General features: G+C 72.2%; 13 protein-coding genes. 7 read left to right on the top strand and 6 right to left on the bottom strand.

Features of this window, described 5'->3' with window-relative positions:
• Positions 1-2: 2 nt before the first annotated feature.
• Positions 3-680: a sensor histidine kinase gene (locus tag AB0F15_RS23000; protein WP_360273668.1), complete on the bottom strand. Its 678-nt coding sequence runs from the start codon at positions 678-680 to the stop codon at positions 3-5.
• Between the two features lie 738 nt (positions 681-1,418).
• Between AB0F15_RS23000 and AB0F15_RS22995 the strand changes: the two genes are divergently transcribed.
• Positions 1,419-1,688 carry a glycoside hydrolase family 3 C-terminal domain-containing protein gene (locus AB0F15_RS22995; RefSeq protein ID WP_360273666.1) on the top strand — a complete coding sequence of 90 codons (270 nt, stop codon included), beginning with the start codon at positions 1,419-1,421 and terminating at the stop codon, positions 1,686-1,688.
• Between the two features lie 21 nt (positions 1,689-1,709).
• Here the strand turns inward: AB0F15_RS22995 and AB0F15_RS22990 are convergent, their stop codons facing one another.
• Positions 1,710-2,687: a helix-turn-helix domain-containing protein gene (locus tag AB0F15_RS22990; protein ID WP_360273663.1), complete on the bottom strand. Its 978-nt coding sequence runs from the start codon at positions 2,685-2,687 to the stop codon at positions 1,710-1,712.
• Positions 2,688-2,846: 159 nt separating this feature from the next.
• Here AB0F15_RS22990 and AB0F15_RS22985 point away from each other — a divergent pair, with 159 nt between their 5' ends.
• The 3 genes from AB0F15_RS22985 to AB0F15_RS22975 all read left to right on the top strand — a co-directional run bounded on the left by AB0F15_RS22985 (position 2,847) and on the right by AB0F15_RS22975 (position 5,693).
• Positions 2,847-3,800: a VOC family protein gene (locus AB0F15_RS22985; RefSeq protein ID WP_360273660.1), complete on the top strand. Its 954-nt coding sequence runs from the start codon at positions 2,847-2,849 to the stop codon at positions 3,798-3,800.
• Position 3,801: 1 nt separating this feature from the next.
• Positions 3,802-4,431, top strand: a complete 630-nt coding sequence (locus AB0F15_RS22980; RefSeq protein ID WP_360273657.1) for a phospholipase — start codon at positions 3,802-3,804, stop codon at positions 4,429-4,431.
• Positions 4,432-4,541: 110 nt separating this feature from the next.
• Positions 4,542-5,693, top strand: a complete 1,152-nt coding sequence (locus AB0F15_RS22975; protein ID WP_360273654.1) for a N(5)-(carboxyethyl)ornithine synthase — start codon at positions 4,542-4,544, stop codon at positions 5,691-5,693.
• Here the strand turns inward: AB0F15_RS22975 and AB0F15_RS22970 are convergent.
• Positions 5,672-6,574 carry a helix-turn-helix transcriptional regulator gene (locus AB0F15_RS22970; RefSeq protein ID WP_360273651.1) on the bottom strand — a complete coding sequence of 301 codons (903 nt, stop codon included), beginning with the start codon at positions 6,572-6,574 and terminating at the stop codon, positions 5,672-5,674. The genes AB0F15_RS22975 and AB0F15_RS22970 overlap by 22 nt on opposite strands.
• A 120-nt stretch (positions 6,575-6,694) precedes the next feature.
• Between AB0F15_RS22970 and AB0F15_RS22965 the strand changes: the two genes are divergently transcribed.
• Together AB0F15_RS22965 and AB0F15_RS22960 are read left to right on the top strand one after the other, a co-directional pair.
• On the top strand, positions 6,695-7,873 hold the full coding sequence (locus AB0F15_RS22965; RefSeq protein WP_360273649.1) for an FAD-dependent monooxygenase: 1,179 nt from the start codon (positions 6,695-6,697) through the stop codon (positions 7,871-7,873).
• 34 nt (positions 7,874-7,907) lie between these two features.
• Complete coding sequence (locus AB0F15_RS22960; RefSeq protein ID WP_360273646.1) at positions 7,908-8,381, top strand: SRPBCC family protein; 474 nt, start codon at positions 7,908-7,910, stop codon at positions 8,379-8,381.
• Between the two features lie 208 nt (positions 8,382-8,589).
• Here AB0F15_RS22960 and AB0F15_RS22955 read toward each other — a convergent pair whose 3' ends face one another.
• Positions 8,590-11,949 carry a glycosylhydrolase-like jelly roll fold domain-containing protein gene (locus AB0F15_RS22955; RefSeq protein ID WP_360273643.1) on the bottom strand — a complete coding sequence of 1,120 codons (3,360 nt, stop codon included), beginning with the start codon at positions 11,947-11,949 and terminating at the stop codon, positions 8,590-8,592.
• 247 nt (positions 11,950-12,196) lie between these two features.
• Here AB0F15_RS22955 and AB0F15_RS22950 point away from each other — a divergent pair, with 247 nt between their 5' ends.
• The gene (locus AB0F15_RS22950; protein ID WP_360273641.1) at positions 12,197-15,385 is read left to right on the top strand and encodes a family 78 glycoside hydrolase catalytic domain; all 3,189 of its coding nucleotides are present in this window, start codon (positions 12,197-12,199) and stop codon (positions 15,383-15,385) included.
• A 12-nt stretch (positions 15,386-15,397) separates the two neighbouring features.
• On the opposite strand, the gene AB0F15_RS22945 is transcribed toward AB0F15_RS22950, so the two are convergent.
• Entirely contained in the window at positions 15,398-16,096 is a 699-nt protein-coding gene (locus AB0F15_RS22945) for a TetR/AcrR family transcriptional regulator (protein WP_360273638.1), read from the bottom strand.
• A 56-nt stretch (positions 16,097-16,152) separates the two neighbouring features.
• A complete protein-coding gene (locus AB0F15_RS22940) occupies positions 16,153-16,833 on the bottom strand; it encodes a TetR/AcrR family transcriptional regulator (protein WP_360273635.1) in 681 nt (226 codons plus the stop codon).
• Positions 16,834-16,918: the final 85 nt, after the last annotated feature.

Here is a 16,918-nt window from a genome sequence, read left to right as displayed (position 1 = left end):
CTTCACTTCCCCGCGGCCAGCGGCAGCCACGCGGCAATCCGCGTGCCACCGGAGGACACCGGCTCGACCCGGCAGCCGCCGCCGAGGTCGCCCGCGCGTTCCCGCATCGAACGCAGCCCCGTTCCGCCGACGGTGGGCAACGCCTCGCCGTCGGTGCCCACCCCGTCGTCGACGACCTCCACGTGCAGATCGCCGTCCAGCGGCCAGAGGTGCACGGTGCACTCCCGGGCCCCGGAGTGGCGGGCGACGTTCACCAGCGCCTCGCGGATGATCCGGTACGCGGTCACCTCGACCTCCGCCGACAGCGGGGGCAGCTCACCGCGGACCGCGACCTCGACGCGCAGCGGGCCGTGTTCCGCGGGGACCCGGGCGGTGAGGGTGGCGGCGTAGCGCCGCACGGCCAGGACGAGCCCGGCGTCGTCGAGCGCCGGGGGCCGCGCGTCGGCCACGATGCGGCGCAGGTCGGTGATCGCGCCGTAGAGCTCGTCCTCGAGCCGCGCCATGAGGTGTTCGGCGCCGGCCCGGTCCCGGCCGATCAGGTCCCGGGCCGCGCGGAGCCCGAGCACCGCGGCCGTGAGTGTCGGTCCCAGGCCGTCGTGCAGATCGTGGAGCACCCGTTTGAGCCGGTCTTCGTACCCCGCAGGACGACCGAAGTCGGCGACGACGAATGTCCGGCGCATCTTGTCCCCGTCCGCCAGGAATGGCCTGGTTCCCCCATCGCGAACCGGGTAACCAGCTCTCGTGCGGGTAGCGCAGCCGGCTACTCCGATTCGCGTAGCGGGGTGGTCACCCGCTGTACTAATCGCCGCATCCTGCCCGGACGTTTCATTCCGGGCCACCGGTCCCGGTCACGGTATGGTCCCGATGCGGAAACGGTCGTAACGTCCCAGGTACGGCTCTGATCCGAGTGGCGGAGTGCGGTTGGGTTCGCGAAAAACGATTAATGAACTGCGCGGCGAACCGGTTGAATTTCGACAAAGCCCGGACGCTGCACTTCCGCGAAGTCGCACGGCAGATGGAGCAGGCCATTCGGCAGCAATGGCCGCCGTCCCGAGGCACGGGCCGATCGCGCGAGAGAGCCGTGCCCGCTGCGGGTCGACGCGTCGCACGGTGCGGTTGGCGACTTCACGCCGTCGCGTCCGGCCAACTCGCCGCCCGGACTGGCCAACTCGCCCGCGTTCCCGGTGAGTTGGCCGCTGCGGGCATTGAGTTGGCTTCATCGGCGACCGGCAAGTCGCGCGGATTCGCCGGCTTGCGTCCTCGCGCGGGTCGACTGGGTCATTCGACTTCGCCGGGGCCCTCGGCCCGAGGCTAGGACTTCACCCGGATGGGTGGCCGTGGCGGCCTCCGGCGGGCTTGTCGAGGTGCTGCCGCACTTGTTCGGCGTCCTTGTCACGTCCCTGCCGCCGATACAGCCGATGGGCCTCCTGCCACACGGCGCGGGCCTGTTGGGCACGGTGAACCCGGGCGGCAAGCTGCCGGTGAACTTCCCGCGCGCGGTCGGCCAGATCCCGATCTACTACAACCACGAGAACACCGGACGCCCGGCCGACCCGGCCAACAAGTACACGTCGAAGTACCTCGACCTGGAGTCCGGCCCGCTCTACGAGTTCGGCCACGGACTGTCGTACACGACCTTCCGCATCGACGGCCTGCGCCTGTCGGCCGCGAGCTTCACCGTCACCTGATCCCGCGGCGCACCGGTGCCGTCAGGCGAGCGCTTGCCGGCGGAACTCCGCCGGCGTCACGCCGGCGGAGTTCTTGAACACCTGCCCGAAGTGGGACGGCCCGCCGAGCCCCCACCGGGCGCCGATCGCCGCGACCGGGACGGAACGGGCGGCCGGGTTCGCGAGGTCGCGCTTGCAGGCTTCCACGCGGCGGTGGCGGATCCAGCCGGTCACCGTGTGGCCGGTGTCGTCGAACAGCGCGTGCAGGTGACGCACGGAAACGAAGCACGCCGCCGCGATCGTGTCGACGCGCAGGTCCGGATCGGACAGTCGTTCGTCGATGTGGGCCAGCACGGCCCGGCGGCGCCGGACCCGGTCGTCGCGTTCGAGCGGGCCGGTGCCTCCGGTGTGCGCGCGCAGCATGGCCGCCGTCATGTCGAGCACGTTGCCCGCCACGAGGATTCCGGCGGACTGGTGTCCCGGGGCCAGCGAGCCCAGGCTGAGGATCGCCGACCACACCACGGGGGCGATGCCGTGGTCGGTGGAGAACTTCCGCGCCACCAGGTGGGAGAACGCCTCCGCGTCGTGGGCACCGACCGTCGCCTTGCGGAACCGCACGTTCACGGACCGGTAGCCGTCGCTGACGTCGAGGGTCAGCGGCCGTTCCGAGTCGTAGAGCGCGAACTCCCCGGCGCGCAGCGTCGCGGACCGGCCGTCCTGGGTGACCTGTTTGGTCCCGGCGAGCTGCAGGGTCAGCAGGAAGGAGGCGTCGCCGGCGAGTGTCAGGTCGTCGGGACGGCGGTGCACGGTGTGCCGGCGGCACGCGACGCCGAACATGCCGAGCTCGCCCACCGACCGGTGGGAGATGGAACCGGCGAAGGCCCCGGGGTCGTCGAATTCGAAGCTGAAGTGGAGCGACACACCGGTGTTGACCTGCTGTTCCCAGACGCCGGGGCCGACTTTGGCGGCCGTGCGGGGCACGGCGCGGCCGGTGGGCAGCAGGCTCGTCGAACCGGCCATGGCCGCTCCCGGGGCTCGTGGGCAACGCGGTCAGGGTACGCCGCGGCCCCGGCTGTGCACATCCGCGACATCGGCGTGCACTTTTCGCCGATGCCCGGGCGGCCGGGCGCTCGTAGCGTGGCGCCGGAAGTGGTCGCAGCTCGACGAGGAGACGCCCGCATGGCCTACATCGAAGGTTCCCACCACATCACGCTGTCGGTCGGCCGGGCCCAGGAGGACGTCGACTTCCACGTCAAGGTGCTGGGCATGAGGTTCATCAAGCGCACCGTGCTCTTCGACGGTTCGCTGCCGATCTACCACCTGTACTACGCGAACGCGAACGGCGACCCGTCCAGCGTGGTCACGACCTTCCCCTGGGCGCAGGCCGGGCTGTCCGGCAGGCGCGGCACCAACCAGAGCCGGGAGGTGCTGCTGTCGGTCCCCGAAGGCAGCCTCGACCACTGGCACCGGCGGCTGACCGAGCACGACGTCGAGGTGCGCGACCTGGAGGTCTTCGGCCGGCGGCGGCTGGCGTTCGAGCACCCGTGCGGCATCGAGTACGTGTTCGTCGCGAACGAGGGTGACGACCGCGTCGGCCACGCCGGCCACGGCGTCCCGCCGGAGTACGCGATCCACGGGCTGCACGGTCTCGGGGTGCACGTGACGACGCCCGATCGCACGGTCGAGTTCGCCAACGACACGTTCTACGCCCAGGAGGGGCTCGTCGAGGACGGCGACCGGATCGCGGTGCAGCTCGGGAAGCAGGCCCACGGCAACCACCTCGAGATCACGGTCAACCGCAGGGACGAGCAGGGGACGTGGCACTACGGGGCCGGCACCCACCACCACTTCGCCTGGAACGCCGACACCCTGCAGAACCAGGACGAGCTGAAGTTCGAGGTCGAGGGCCGCGGCTACACCGACATCTCGGAACTGAAGGACCGCAAGTACTTCAAGAGCGTCTACGTCCGGTCTCCGGCCGGAGCCCTGTTCGAACTGGCGGTCACCCACGCCGACGGCGGCTGGGACTGCGACGAATCACCGCACGAGCTGGGGCAGCGCTTCCAGCTGCCCGAGCAGTTCGAGGACCGCCGCGACGAACTGCTCGCGGCGCTCGAGCCGATCGACGGCTGAGGTGAACCCCCACCTCGGTCAGCGGGTCCTGACCTGGGGACCGGCCGACGCGTCCGTCGTGGTGCTCGCCGTGCACGGCCGCGGGCAGGAGCCCGAGGTCATGCACGCGATCGCCGGGCGGCTCGGTCCGCTGCCGGCGCGGTTCGTCGCGCCGGCCGCGGCGGGCGGCAGCTGGTACCCGCTGCCGTTCCTGCAGCCGATCGCCGGGAACCAGCCCCACCTCGACGAGGCTCTCGCGGCGATCGAGACCCGGATCGACACGCTCCTCGACGCCGGAACGGCCGCCGCCGACCTGGTGCTGCTGGGGTTCTCGCAGGGCGCCTGCCTGCTGGCGCACCTGCTGCTCACCCGCCCCCGCCCGCTCGGCGCCGCGGTGCTGTTGACCGGCGGATTCATCGGGCCCGACCCGATCGAACCCCGCACCGGCGCCGAGCTCGACGGCCTGCCGGTGCTGCTGCGGAGCATCGAGGACGACCCCTGGGTCCCGGCGTACCGGGTCGTGGAAACCGGCAGGCTCTTCGAGGCGGCCGGGGCGCGCCTGGACCTGGCCATCGAGCCGGGGACCGAGCACGTCGTGACCGACGAGGCCTGCGCCGCGGCCGCCGACCTCATCCGGCGCCTCGGCTCGTAGGAACACCGGCCGACGGCACGGCGGGGGCGCGAAACACTGTCGGACATCACTCAGCGTAGACGATGACTGCGCTGGGTGTGTTAAGACTGGGTCCTACCAAAGGGGCACCCGTGCACCAGCTCAGTCTCGGCGTTGTCGCGCGTTCGCGAAAAGAGAACGAACGGCGGCTGCCGATCCACCCCCACCACCTCGACCGGATCGACGCCGATCTCCGGAAGAGCATCTACCTCGAGCACGGGTACGGCGAACCCTTCGGCGTGCCCGACGAGAGCCTGGCGGCCGCCGTCGCGGGGCTGCGCACGCGTGAGCAGCTCTTCGCCGAGTGCGACGTCGTCCTGCTGGCCAAGCCGCTGCGGGAGGACGTCGCCGAACTGCGGGCCGGTCAGGTGCTGTGGGGCTGGCCGCACTGCGTGCAGGACGTCGAGCTGACCCAGCTGGCCATCGACCGGCGGCTGACCGTGATCGCCTTCGAGGCGATGAACCACTGGCGCCGCGACGGCTCGTTCGGCCTGCACGTCTTCCACAAGAACAACGAACTGGCCGGTTACTGCTCGGTTCTGCACGCCCTGCAGCTGATCGGGTCGACCGGCGACTACGGCCGCCGGCTGCGGGCGGTGGTGATCGGCTTCGGCGCGACGGCGCGGGGCTCGGTGACCGCGCTGAACGCCCACGGCATCCACGACGTCGACGTCCTGACCGCGCGTGGCCTCAGTGCGGTCAGCTCACCGATCCATTCCGCGACGATGGTGCACATCGACCACGACGCGAACAACCCGGGCGATCTCCGCCGCAGCCACGCGGTCACCGACCACGGCCGGGTACCGCTGGCCGGGTTCCTCGCCGAGCACGACATCGTCGTCAACTGCGTGCTGCAGGACACCGCCGCGCCCCTGACCTTCCTCATCGACGAGGACCTCGCGGCCTTCGCCCCCGGCAGCCTCATCGTCGACGTCTCCTGCGACGAAGGCATGGGCTTCAGCTGGGCCCGGCCCACGACGTTCGCCGAGCCGACCTTCCCGGTCGGCGACGGCGTCACCTACTACGCCGTCGACCACAGCCCGTCCTACCTGTGGAACTCGGCCACCTGGGAGATCAGCGAAGCCCTGCTGCCGCACCTGCGGGCGATCCTGTCCGGACCCTCCACATGGGATCGCCACGAAACCGTCCGGCGGGCGGTGGAGATCCAGGACGGCACGATCCGCAACCCCGCGATCCTGTCCTTCCAGCACCGCGCACCGGACTACCCCCACGAGCGCCACTGAGGCGCCGGCCGTCCGGCCGGCCGGATCGCCGCCAGCGCCCGGTCCGTCCGGCCGCCGGGGTCGGCCCGGAACAGCACCAGCCGCTGGCCCGGTTCCTGGCCCGGGAGCACGGCGCAGCGCAGCTCGAGCCGGGTCCGCGCGTGCAGGACGATCTTCGGGCCCGGCCGCAGCAAACCGACCTCGTGGCGCTCCCACAACTCGGTGAACGAGGCGCTGGCCGCCCGCAGCCGGCCGATGAACTGCGCGGAGGCCTGGTCCGCGGCCCGCGTGCCGACGGCCAGGCGCAGGTCGGCCGCGTAGGCCTGGCTGGTCTGCTCCTGCTCTTCGGGAGGAGCGACGGAGTCGCGCCAGGCCTGATCGGTGAACCAGCGCCAGACGATGTTCCGGTCGAGGCCGGGCCGGCCGGCGAAGGAGCCGTGGATCAGGGCGCTGAGCGGGTTCTGGGCCAGCACGGCGCCGAGGTCGTCGGTGATCAGGCCGATCGTCGTGGGCCCCAGCGACTGGAGCGCGGTGAGCAGGCTGGGATCGGCCGCCGAGGATCGGGGGAACGGGCGCCGGGGCGGGGCGTGCCCGGCGAGGGTGTAGAGGTGCCCGGTCTCGTCGCCGGTGAGGCGAAGCGCCCGGGCCAGCGCACTGAGCACCGACACGGACGGCTGCGGGCCGCGAGCCTGCTCCAGCCGCTCGTAGTAGTTGGCCGACATCGCGCTCAGCTGAGCGACCTCCTCCCGGCGCAGCCCGGGGGTGCGGCGCCGGCGGCCGGCGGCCAGGCCGACGTCCGCCGGGGTGAGGGTTTCCCGGCGTCGGCGCAGGAAGTCACCGAGGGCCGGCCGGTCCATCCGCAGGCCGGGGGACACGTGCCGCTCCGGTGGGTGCCGCGTCATGCTCCCAGGCTAGCGCCGCCGCCGGACCGGCCGGCTCCGGACGGTCGTCGCCGGGAGTGCGCCGTAGCCCCGGATCGGCAGTCCGTGGATGCGCTCGCCCCGCGTTGCCATGCTCGGCGCATGCCGAAACGAATCTTGATATCGGGTGCCAGTGTGGCGGGCCCGGCCCTCGCCCACTGGCTGGGCCGCTCCGGCTGCGAGACCACGGTGGTGGAGGCCGCCCCGGCCTTGCGTCGCGGCGGTTATGCCGTCGATTTCCGCGGGGCGACCCACCTCGAGGTGCTGCGGCGGATGGGCGTTCTCGAGGCCGTTCGCGGCAGCCGGACCGGCGGCCGGACTACCCGCTTCGTCCGCCGGTCCGGTGAAACCATTCTGACGATGCCGCCGGAATTCACCGGGGGAGACCTGGAGATTCCGCGTTCAACGCTGTCCCGGTTGCTCTACGAGCGAAGCCGGGAACACGTCGAATACGTCTTCGGCGACAGGATAACGAGCATCGCCGAGGACGCGGACGGCGTCGAGGTGACTTTCCTGCACGGCTCCGCGCGGCGGTTCGACCTCGTGATCGGTGCGGACGGCATGCACTCCGGAGTGCGGAGGATCGCCTTCGGGCCGGAGGAGGACTACGTCACCGGCTTGGGCTACCGCATCGCCGGCTGGGACGTCCCGGCGGTGGCGGACCTGCACGGCGAGACCCTGGTCCACAACGCTCCCGGGACCCTGGTCAGCGTCTTCCCCGACGCGGAGGACCCGTCCCGGACCAACGTGCTGTGCCTGTACGCGGCGGAGACCGCCCCGCTGGATCCCGAGGCACAGCTGCACGAACTGCGGCAGAAGTTCGCCGGGCACGGTTGGCTCGTACCGTCGCTTTTGGACGGCCTGGCGGACGCCACGGACGTGTACTGCGACACCATCGCCCGCGTCGACGTCCCCCGCTGGCGGAACGGGCGAGTGGTGTTGCTGGGCGACGCGGCCTGCGGAGCGACCTTGACCGGGATGGGAACGGGCACCGCTGTCGTGGGCGCCTACGTGCTGGCGCACGAGATAGCGGCCGCCGGAGTCGACTTCGAGACCGCGTTCGCGCGGTACGAAAGCAGTCTTCGCCCGTACGCGCAACGCGGTCAGGCGGGCGCGGGCAAGGCGGTCAAGATGCTCGTCCCCGCCCACGGGGCGGCGATCTGGCTGCGCGACCGGTTCCTTTCGACCGGCTTGGGACGCCGGCTCGCGCTGCGAGACACCGGCAACGATGCCGACAATTTCCGGTTGCCCGACCACCGGACGGTGGGAACAGCGCTGTGACGCGTGGGGCCGGGAGACCGTTAGGCTCGCGGGCATGAGCCGCTGGGTCGAATCCGTCGAGCGCCACATCACCGCCCCCGCCGACCGGCTTTACGCCATGGTCGCCGATCCGGAGCAGCACCGGACCATCGACGGATCAGGCTCCCTGGTCGGCGCGATGGACATCAGCTCACCCGTGCGGCCGCTCGGCGTCGGTGACCGGTTCAGCATGAAAATGGACTTCGGCGGCAAGTACGTCATGACGAGCACCGTGATCGAGGCCGTGCCCGGTGCGCGGTTCGCCTGGCAGAGCCGTCCGCACGAGGACTCCGCCAAGTGGCGCCTCGTCTTCGGTGGCCGGATCTGGCGGTACGAGTTCGAGCCGGACGGCGACACCACCCTGGTCCGCGAGACCTGGGACCTGAGCGAAGAGCCGCTGCGCGCGGTCGTCGTCCTGGGCCGCCGGGTGGCACGCGGCGCCATGCGCCGCACGCTCGACCGGATGGCCGCGCTGGCCGAAGCGGCCTGATCGGACGATGCGCCGGCGCTCGGCAGGAGGCCGCCGGCCACGCTGGTGCCGGTGAGCACGACCGAGTAGGCGGCCCCTCCCGCACAGCGCCGGTCCGGCGCCCCGGCGAGTTCGACCTCGCCACCCGCCGGACAGCGGCGCCGAGGTGGCGTCCGCGGAGGTGATCGCGGTGCGGGCGCCACCTCGGCGCGGAGAGCCGGACCGGTGGCTACCGTGCGGTCAGGGCCACGTCGACGAGCCGGTGGGGGCGCAGGGTCACCGGGCCGAGCAGGCCGGACGTGACCGCCTGGCCGCGCGTGTTGGCGCCGGTGTTGGTGACCCGGACGCGGATCCGGTTGCGGCCGGGCCGCAGGACGGCCGTCACGTCGAACCGGTACGGCGGCCACAGCCGTGACTCGAACGGCCGGCCGTTGACCTCGAGTTCGGCCACCTCGTGGACCTCGCCGAGGTCGAGACTCCACCGGCGGCCGGCCAAGGTCGCCGCGGGCACGTCGAATTCTCTTTCGTACCAGGCCGAACCGGAGTACGTCGCGTCCAGCTCGGTCCAGGAACCGAGGGGGCGCGTGCTCACCGGTGCCCCGGCCCGGTCGAAGCGGAACGCCCAGTCGCCGCCGAGCGGGACGGCGGTGAGCGGGTCGGAAACCGTTGCGGTGCCGGAGAACGCCCGCCCGCCGCCGGTCGCGGTCACCGTGACCGGTCCCGGCCCGGTGACCCGCACCGTGGCGGTCGCGGCCCGGCCGTCGAGCCGCACGCGGTCCACCGGCGCCGACGCGGACACCGCGTGCGCGGGTTCCGGCCCGGCGCGGAACACGACCAGCAGCGTCGCCTTCGGCTCCAGCCGCAGCACCACCGCCGTGCCTCCGCGGGGCTCGTCCCCGAACGGCGCGCGCCGCCACACACCCGCCGGTGCCACGCCGGCCGTGTCGGGGTCCCACACCTCGGGTACGCCGGTCGCCGGGAACGTCGCGGTCAGGTCCACGGCCTCGCCGCGCTCGTTGAGCACCACGAACGTCGCGCCACCGTCGCCGTCGAGGCGGAGCACCCGGACGTCGTCGTGGCGTGGCTCCAGCACCGCCGCCGCGCCACCGGCGGTGGCCGTCGCCGCCGCAGCCGCCGCCGGGTCGGCCACCCGGAGCGCCGAGCGTGCGGTGAACAGCTCGTTCAGCGCGGCGCGCAGGCCAGGGTCGTTCCCGCCGGCTTCGCGGCCCGGCAGCTCGCCGACGGCGATCACCGTGCCCCCGCCGCGGGCGAAGCGGATCAGGGTCCGGACCGAGCCGATCGCCAGGACGGGCGTCTGCGGCACCACGACGATCCGGTAGGCCTGCCGGCCCACGACCAGCTCCGAGCCGGTCGGCCGGGCGTGCGCCACCAGGGCGGGGTCGGCGTCGAGCGCGCCTTCGTCAAGGAAGTCGAAGTCGACCTGGACGTCCTCCAGCGCGTGCGCCGTGGTCAGGAACGCCGTGTCGAGGGCGGCCATCGCGGGAGTGTCCTGAGTGGACTCGACCGCGCGTTGCGGCTGGAGCAGCGCGGTCCGGGCCCGGCCGGGTGCGCGGCACGCTTCCATCAGCCTGCCGATCCAGTCGTTCAGCGGCGTGGACACCGGCCACCAGGGGTTGGCCGGCTGGAACGGGGGAGGGTAGACGATCTGGTTCTCGTCGCTGAACCGCGCGTGCAGCAGCGTGTGGTTGACCCCGCGCACGGCGAAGGCCCCGACGACCTCGCGGACCAGCGCCGGCGTGACCGCCCAGCCGGTGGCGCCCATCGCCTCCAGGTACACCCGCTCCAGCCCGAGCTGGTGCGCGGTGCTGGCCGGCCACCGGGACAGCGTCCGGTGGTAGCCGCGCTGGTAGTGGTCGAAGATCAGGTCGGTGCCCGGGACCTGCGCCCACTGGTTGTTGGTGTTCAGGTTGCCGGAGCTGCGCAGCTGCTCGCCCGGACCGTACTCGTCCCACAGCGGGTTCGAGATCAGCTTCAGGCCGTGCTCGGCCATCCAGCGGCCCTGGGTCCGGTAGTACGCGGCCGCGAACCGGTTGCTGACGGCGCGCCAGAAGAGTCCGCGCAGCCGGAGACCGGCCGGGCCGAGCTCGTTGTCGTGCACCGCGGTCAGCGCGATTCCCGGTGTCGTGCCGAGCACGCGCAATTCCGCGTCCAGCGTGGGGGACCAGGGGACGGTGTTGAAGGGGCCGTCGGCCGAGGCCAGGTAGGGCTCGTCGTCGGCGAAGCCGCGCAGGACCGCCCCGGCCGCCCACGGGAACCGGCGCACGTACTCACCCGGCACGGCGTCCACGAACAGCCGCACCGCCTCGTCGTCGAGCAGGTCGAGGTAGGCGCGGCCGCTGCCGGTGGGGGTGCTCAGCGGCCGGACGGTGAACAGGTCCAGCCGCCAGCGCCCGGCCGGCGGGGTCCACGTGGCGCCCGCGCGGGCCGGCCCGGTCAGGTCCACCAGCGAAGCGGGGTCGGCCGACGACTCCGGCCGGGCGGCCGCGGCGACCAGTGGCACGCCGGTCGCGGGCAGGTCGAAGGCGTCGAGTGCGGCCGCGCTGTCGAACGTTTCGGCGTACAGCACCCGGCCGTCCGGATCGCGCACGGTCAGGCTGTTCCAGGACGACCGCTGGGTCGCGACCGCGCGCACGCCGACCCGGCCGGTGGCGTACCGCACGTCGGCCGGAGCCTGGGCAGTGCCGTCGAGCGACACCGTCAACGTCGTCCCCCGGACGCGCACCACCAGCTCGTGCTCCGCGGCCGCGTCGAATCCCGGCACCGGCGAACCGCTCCGGACCAGGCTGAACGCGCCGCCGGTCTGCTGCCAGACGTCCACGGCACCGTCGGAGCGCAGGTCGGCGAGGACGCCGTTGCCCTCGTCGGCGCTGCGGACCATCAGTCCGGCCGTGGCGCTGTCGACGCGGACCTCCGCGACGACGTCGTAGTCCTGCCAGTGCGCGCCCTCGCGCAGCAGCGTCACGCCGTCGCGGGCGGCGGCGTCGACCAGCAACCGGCCGTCCGCCACCGAGAGCCCCCGGCTCACCAGGGGCACCGGAACGCCGCCGGTGACGGTCAGGACCTGGTGCCCGACGCCCTTGAGCCGCAGGTCCGGACGCGGCTGGTAGATCCGGTCGCCGACCTTCCCGCCGTCGACGACGAGGCCGCCGGCGCGGCCGCTCGGGAAGTAGTCGTCGTTGAACAGCCACAGGTGCATGCCGTGGCGCTGGGCTTCGCGCAGGGTGAATTCGAGGAGCGTGAACCAGTCCTCGGTGAAGAACGCCGGCTTCAGCGCCGCGGTTTCGAACGGGAACACCAACACCTCGTGGATGCCTTTGCCGCGCAGGTCAGCCAGCCCGGCGGCCACGAGGTCCGTGGTGACGGTGCCGTTCCAGAACCACAGCACGGTGGGCCGCGAGTCCGGGCGCGGCTCGGCGAACCGCTTCGCCGGATCCCCGGGGCCGGGCGCGGCGGCGGCCACCGGCCACCCTCCGGCCGTTCCGATGATCACCGCGGCCGACGCGAGCGCGAGCACGTGCCGCCGGGACAACCTCGAATCGCCTTCGGCCGTTGTTTCACGCTCGCTCATCGCACTTCTCCTTGCTCGATGGGGAAAGGAATCAACCGGCGATTGAAACGATTCAATCAAATACCGTACGTGTCTCGCGTCGTCTTCGTCAAGCAGCGGCAGTGATGTTGTCCACCTGGCGCCGATTGTCATAACAGGCCTGGCATCTTGTCATCGGGAAGTCGTTCTGCCTACTATGTCGCCCGCCGCCGTGATTAAAACGATTCATATCGGTGACGCCGACCTGTCAACGGAGAGAGGGAACGCGATGGTCTCGCGCCTGACGACGACTTCGTCGGCCTCGCTGATCCTGCTGGTCCTGGGGGTGACGCCCGCCGGGGCCTACCCGGCGGCTCCCCTCGGGGGCCTGCCGGCCGGCGGGCTGCAGGTCGAGCACCAAGCCGAGCCGCTCGGCGTCGACGTGGCCCGGCCGCGCCTGGGCTGGGTCCTGGACGCCAGGGGGAGTGCCCGCCAGTCGGCGTACCGGATCGCGGTGTCGACCGAGCGCACCGGGCCGGCGAACGTCTGGGACAGCGGCGAAGTGCGGTCGTCGCAAACCTTCGACGTTCCCTACGCCGGGCCCGCTCTGCGAGCGCGCACTCGCTACTTCTGGCGGGTCCAGGTCTGGGACGCCGCCCAGCGCGCTGCGCGGTGGAGTGAGCCCGCGTCGTTCGAGACAGCGTTCCTGGCGCCAGGCCAGTTCCGGGGTGATTGGATCGGCGCGCCGGCGGCTTCGGCGCCGCCGTCGTTCGCCGGGGCGAGCTGGATCTGGTACCCGCAAGGCAATCCGGCCGACTCGGCGCCGGCCGGGACGCGGTACTTCCGGCGCACCTTCGAGCTGCCCGCCGGCGAGCAGCTCACCGCGGCCCGGCTCGACCTCACCGCCGACGACAGCTTCACCGTGTACGTCAACGGACAGCAGATCGCGGCTTCGCCACCCGTGGCCGATTCCTGGCGGACGGCGACCGTCGTGGACATCGCGGCCGCCCTGCGTCCCGGCCGCAACGTGATCGCCGCCCAGGCGACCAACGCCGCGCCGGGTCCGGCCGGGTTCCTGGGCAAGCTGCACTTCGAAGGCGCGGGCGCCCCGGCCGACCTCGGCACCGACGGTGCCTGGAAATCCGCCGACACCGCCGCGGCCGGCTGGCAGCAGCCCGGCTTCGACGACACGGCCTGGCCGCAGGCGCTGGTCGCGGCCGCGTACGGGGCCGGCCCGTGGGGGAGCTCGGTCACCACCCCGCCCCCGCCGGAACCCTTGCTGCGCAAGGAGTTCACCGCGGACAAGCCGATCCGGTCCGCTCGCGCGTACGTCGCCGGCCTCGGCTACCACAAGCTGTACCTCAACGGCGGCCGGATCGGCGACCACGAGCTCGACCCGGCGTTCACCGTCTACGACAGGACCGCTCTCTACGTGACCTACGACGTCACCGATGCCGTGCGAGCGGGCCGGAACGCGGTGGGTGTGAGCCTGGGACGCGGGTACTACGCGATGACGAACCCTGACGAGTGGGTGGCTTCGCCGTGGCACAGCGAGCCGAAGCTGAAGCTCGAGCTCGACATCACCTACCAGGACGGCAGCACCCAGCAGATCACCAGCGGCAGCGGCTGGAAGGTCGCCGACGGGCCCACCCGCACGGAGTCGCTCTGGTTCGGGGAGTCCTACGACGCGCGGCTGGAGCAGCCGGGCTGGAACCGCCCCGGGTTCGACGACGCCGGCTGGCGGCAGGCGGCAGCGGTGTCCGCTCCGGCGGGCACGCTCCGCGCCGAGGCGTTCCCGCCGGTCAAGGTGACCGACCGGCTGCCGGTCACCGCGGTCACCACGCCCACTGCGGGTGTGCACGTCTACGACGTCGGCACCACCACGGCGGGCTGGGCGCGGATCGCCGTGCGCGGCCCCACCGGCGCCCAGGTGAAGATCACTTACGGCGAGAAGCTGCGGCCGGACGGCACCGCCGACAACACCGGCGGGTTCGGCATGCAGCTGCAGTCGTACTCGTACACCCTGAACGGCAAGGGTCTGGAGACCTACCGGCCCAGCTACAGCTACGCGGGCTTCCGGTACGTCCAGATCGCCGCGCCGGCGGGCGTCACCGTCGAATCGGTCACCCCGGAGCGCGTCCACACGGCGGTCGCCACCACCGGCGGATTCACCAGCTCGAGTTCCCTGCTCAACCGCTACGACGACGCCGAAGCGAACACGATCCTGAACAACCTGCACTCCGTCCCGACCGACACCCCGATGTACGAGAAGCGGCCCTACACCGCGGACGCGCACCTGTCGGCCGACTCCGCGATCGCCCACTTCGACATGCGGGACTTCTACGAGAACTGGATGCGCGCGCACCGCGACGACCAGAACCCGGACGGGACGATCGGCCAGACCGTGCCCGCGACCGTGGGCGGCAAGCAGGTGGCCGACCCGGTCTGGTCGGCGAGCTTCGTGCTGATCAACTGGGATCTCTACTGGTACTACGGCGACACGCGCCCGCTCGCCGAGAACTACGCCGCGATGAAGGCCTGGCTCGGCCACTACGAGCAGGACATCGCCAAGACCGGCCACATCTACACGGGCTTCAGCTACGGCGACTGGCTCGCCCCCGGCGCCGCGTTCCCGCCCGAGGGCACCCGCCTCGCAGGCACCGCCTACCTCCACCAGACCGCCACGGCGATGGCCCGGATCGCGCACGCCCTCGGCCACGACGACGACGCCGAGCACTTCGAAAACCTGGCGGCCACGATCGCGAACGCGCTCAACGCGACGTTCTTGGACAAGTCCGCCGGCGCCTACTACGACGACCGCGCGGCCGGCTACCGCCAGACCGCCAACCTGCTGCCGCTGAGCCTCGGCATCGTCCCCGCGGCGGACCGCCCGGGGGTCGTCGCCCACCTCGTCGACGACATCAAGGCCCGCGGGGTCCACCTGAACACCGGCGCGCTGGGGACGAAGCTGATCCTCCCGGCGCTCACCGACGCCGGGTACGGCGACCTCGCCTACCAGGTGGCCACGAATCCGGCGTACCCCGGCTGGGGGTACTGGTTCACGGCGCTCGGCGCCACCACGATGTGGGAGGAGTGGCCCGCCACCTCACGTTCGCACGACCACGCCTTCCTCGGCACCGTCGACGACTGGCTCTACCAGCGCGTCGCGGGGATCCGGCCGGCGGCGCCCGGCTACACCGCGGTCAAGATCCAGCCCTACCCGGTCGGGGACCTGACGAACGCGTCCGCGCACGTCGACTCGCCGCTGGGCCGGGTGAGTTCGGCCTGGACCCGCGAACACGGCCGCTTCACCCTGCGCACCGGGGTGCCTGCGGGAGCGACGGCCGAAATCTTCGTTCCGGCGCGGGACGGCCGCGCCGTGCAGGCGCCGCCGGAGGCCAGGTTCGAGGGTCTGCGCACCGGCTACGCGGTCTTCCGCGTCGGCTCCGGCGACCACGTGTTCCGCTCCGCGTTGTGAGGGTGGTCCGGCCTACGCGGGGGCCGAGAGTGCACGGACGGCGTCGTCGATCTCCAGGTCGATCAGCCGCTGGGCGTCGATGCCCCGGTCGTCGAACATGCCGGTGAGTTCGAGGCCGACGATCCCGTGCACCCGCGTCCAGACCATGAGGGCGACGCGGGCCGCCCGCGCGCTCGTGTCCGGCCGCTCCTGCGACCGCGCCCACTTGCCCAGCTGCCCGTCAAGCACGCGGTCGCCAGTGGTGCCGTCCGCGGGCGAGCCGTCTCCGACGGCGGTCAGCAGGTCGATCAGCAGCGCCATCGCCTGGTCGAGCGGGGTCGGCCCGCCCCCGTCGGCGGGCAGGTCCCCGCCGCGTTCGCCGAAGAGCATCCCGTAGCGCCGCCGGTGCCGCAGTGCCCAGTCGCGGTAGGCCGTGACCAGCAGCCCGATCCGCGCGCGCGGTGCTCGCCTGCTGCCCTGCAGCGCCTGCGCCATGGCGTCGGTGAGCTGCCGGTAGGACAGGGTGATCAGATGGATCACCAGCGCGTCCCGTGACGGGAAGTAGCGGTAGACCGCCGGCGCGGACATCGCCATGCTCCGGGCCAGTGCCGCGATCGACAGCGCGTGGACGCCGTCGGCGTCGATGATCGCGAACGAGTTGTCCTCGATCTCCTGCAGCGTCTGGGCCCGCAGCCGTTCACGCCGGCTCGGCTTCGGCGGTTCTCCGGTCATCGCCGCATCCTAACGGACCGTCGCACTGTTGCCGGTCCGTCACCACGCTCTGTGCCCTAACGTGACGACCCGGCCGTCACGCCGTGCCGCAGGCTGTCCACCATGGTTTCGACCTCGCTGCGGTAGAGCAGGCCGGGATCGATCCCGATGCCCACCGTGTGCTGCGCCAGTTCCAGGCTGATCAGTCCGTGCAGCCTGCTCCACCAGACCAGCCCGAAGTGCCGCACGCCGGCCGGGTGCCCGCGCCGGCCCGCGCCGTCGTTCCAGCGGTGCAGCTGCGCGCGCAGCGGGGCCGGGATCACCGCATCGGGGGGAGCGCCGGCTTCGGCCACGATGTCGAGGAGCACGTTCATGCTCCGCTGCGCGGCCGAGGCGACGCAGCCGTGGGGGGACTCGCAGGCCAGGCGATAGGCGTGGGGCTGGGCCAGTGCCCATTCCCGGTACGCGACGGCGACCGCCCGCAGCCGCGCCGCGGGCGTGGTGGCGCCCGCCGCGGCGGCCTCGAGGGTGCGGGCCAGTGCCAGGTGCGCGTCGACGGCCAGTTCGGCGAGCAGTTCGTCGCGGCCGGCGAAGTAGCGGTACAGCGCGGGGGCCGACATCGCCATGGTGCGCGCGACCGCGGCCAGCGACAGCGCCTCCGGTCCGCCGGAACGCACCTGGGCCATGGCCGCTTCCTTGATCTCGGCGACGGTCCGGCGCCGGTACCGGTCACGTCGGGTCAGCTGCTGCTCGGGCATCACGAGCACCTCATTTCGAGTTATGGGTTGACTCAGTATGACACGCCAATGCATAGTTACGACCATTAACAGAGCGACAAGCAGT

It is taken from the genome of Amycolatopsis sp. NPDC026612, from assembly GCF_040638285.1.
Classification (GTDB): Bacteria; Actinomycetota; Actinomycetes; order Mycobacteriales; family Pseudonocardiaceae; genus Amycolatopsis.
This window is presented reverse-complemented; position numbering and strand designations above follow the sequence as displayed.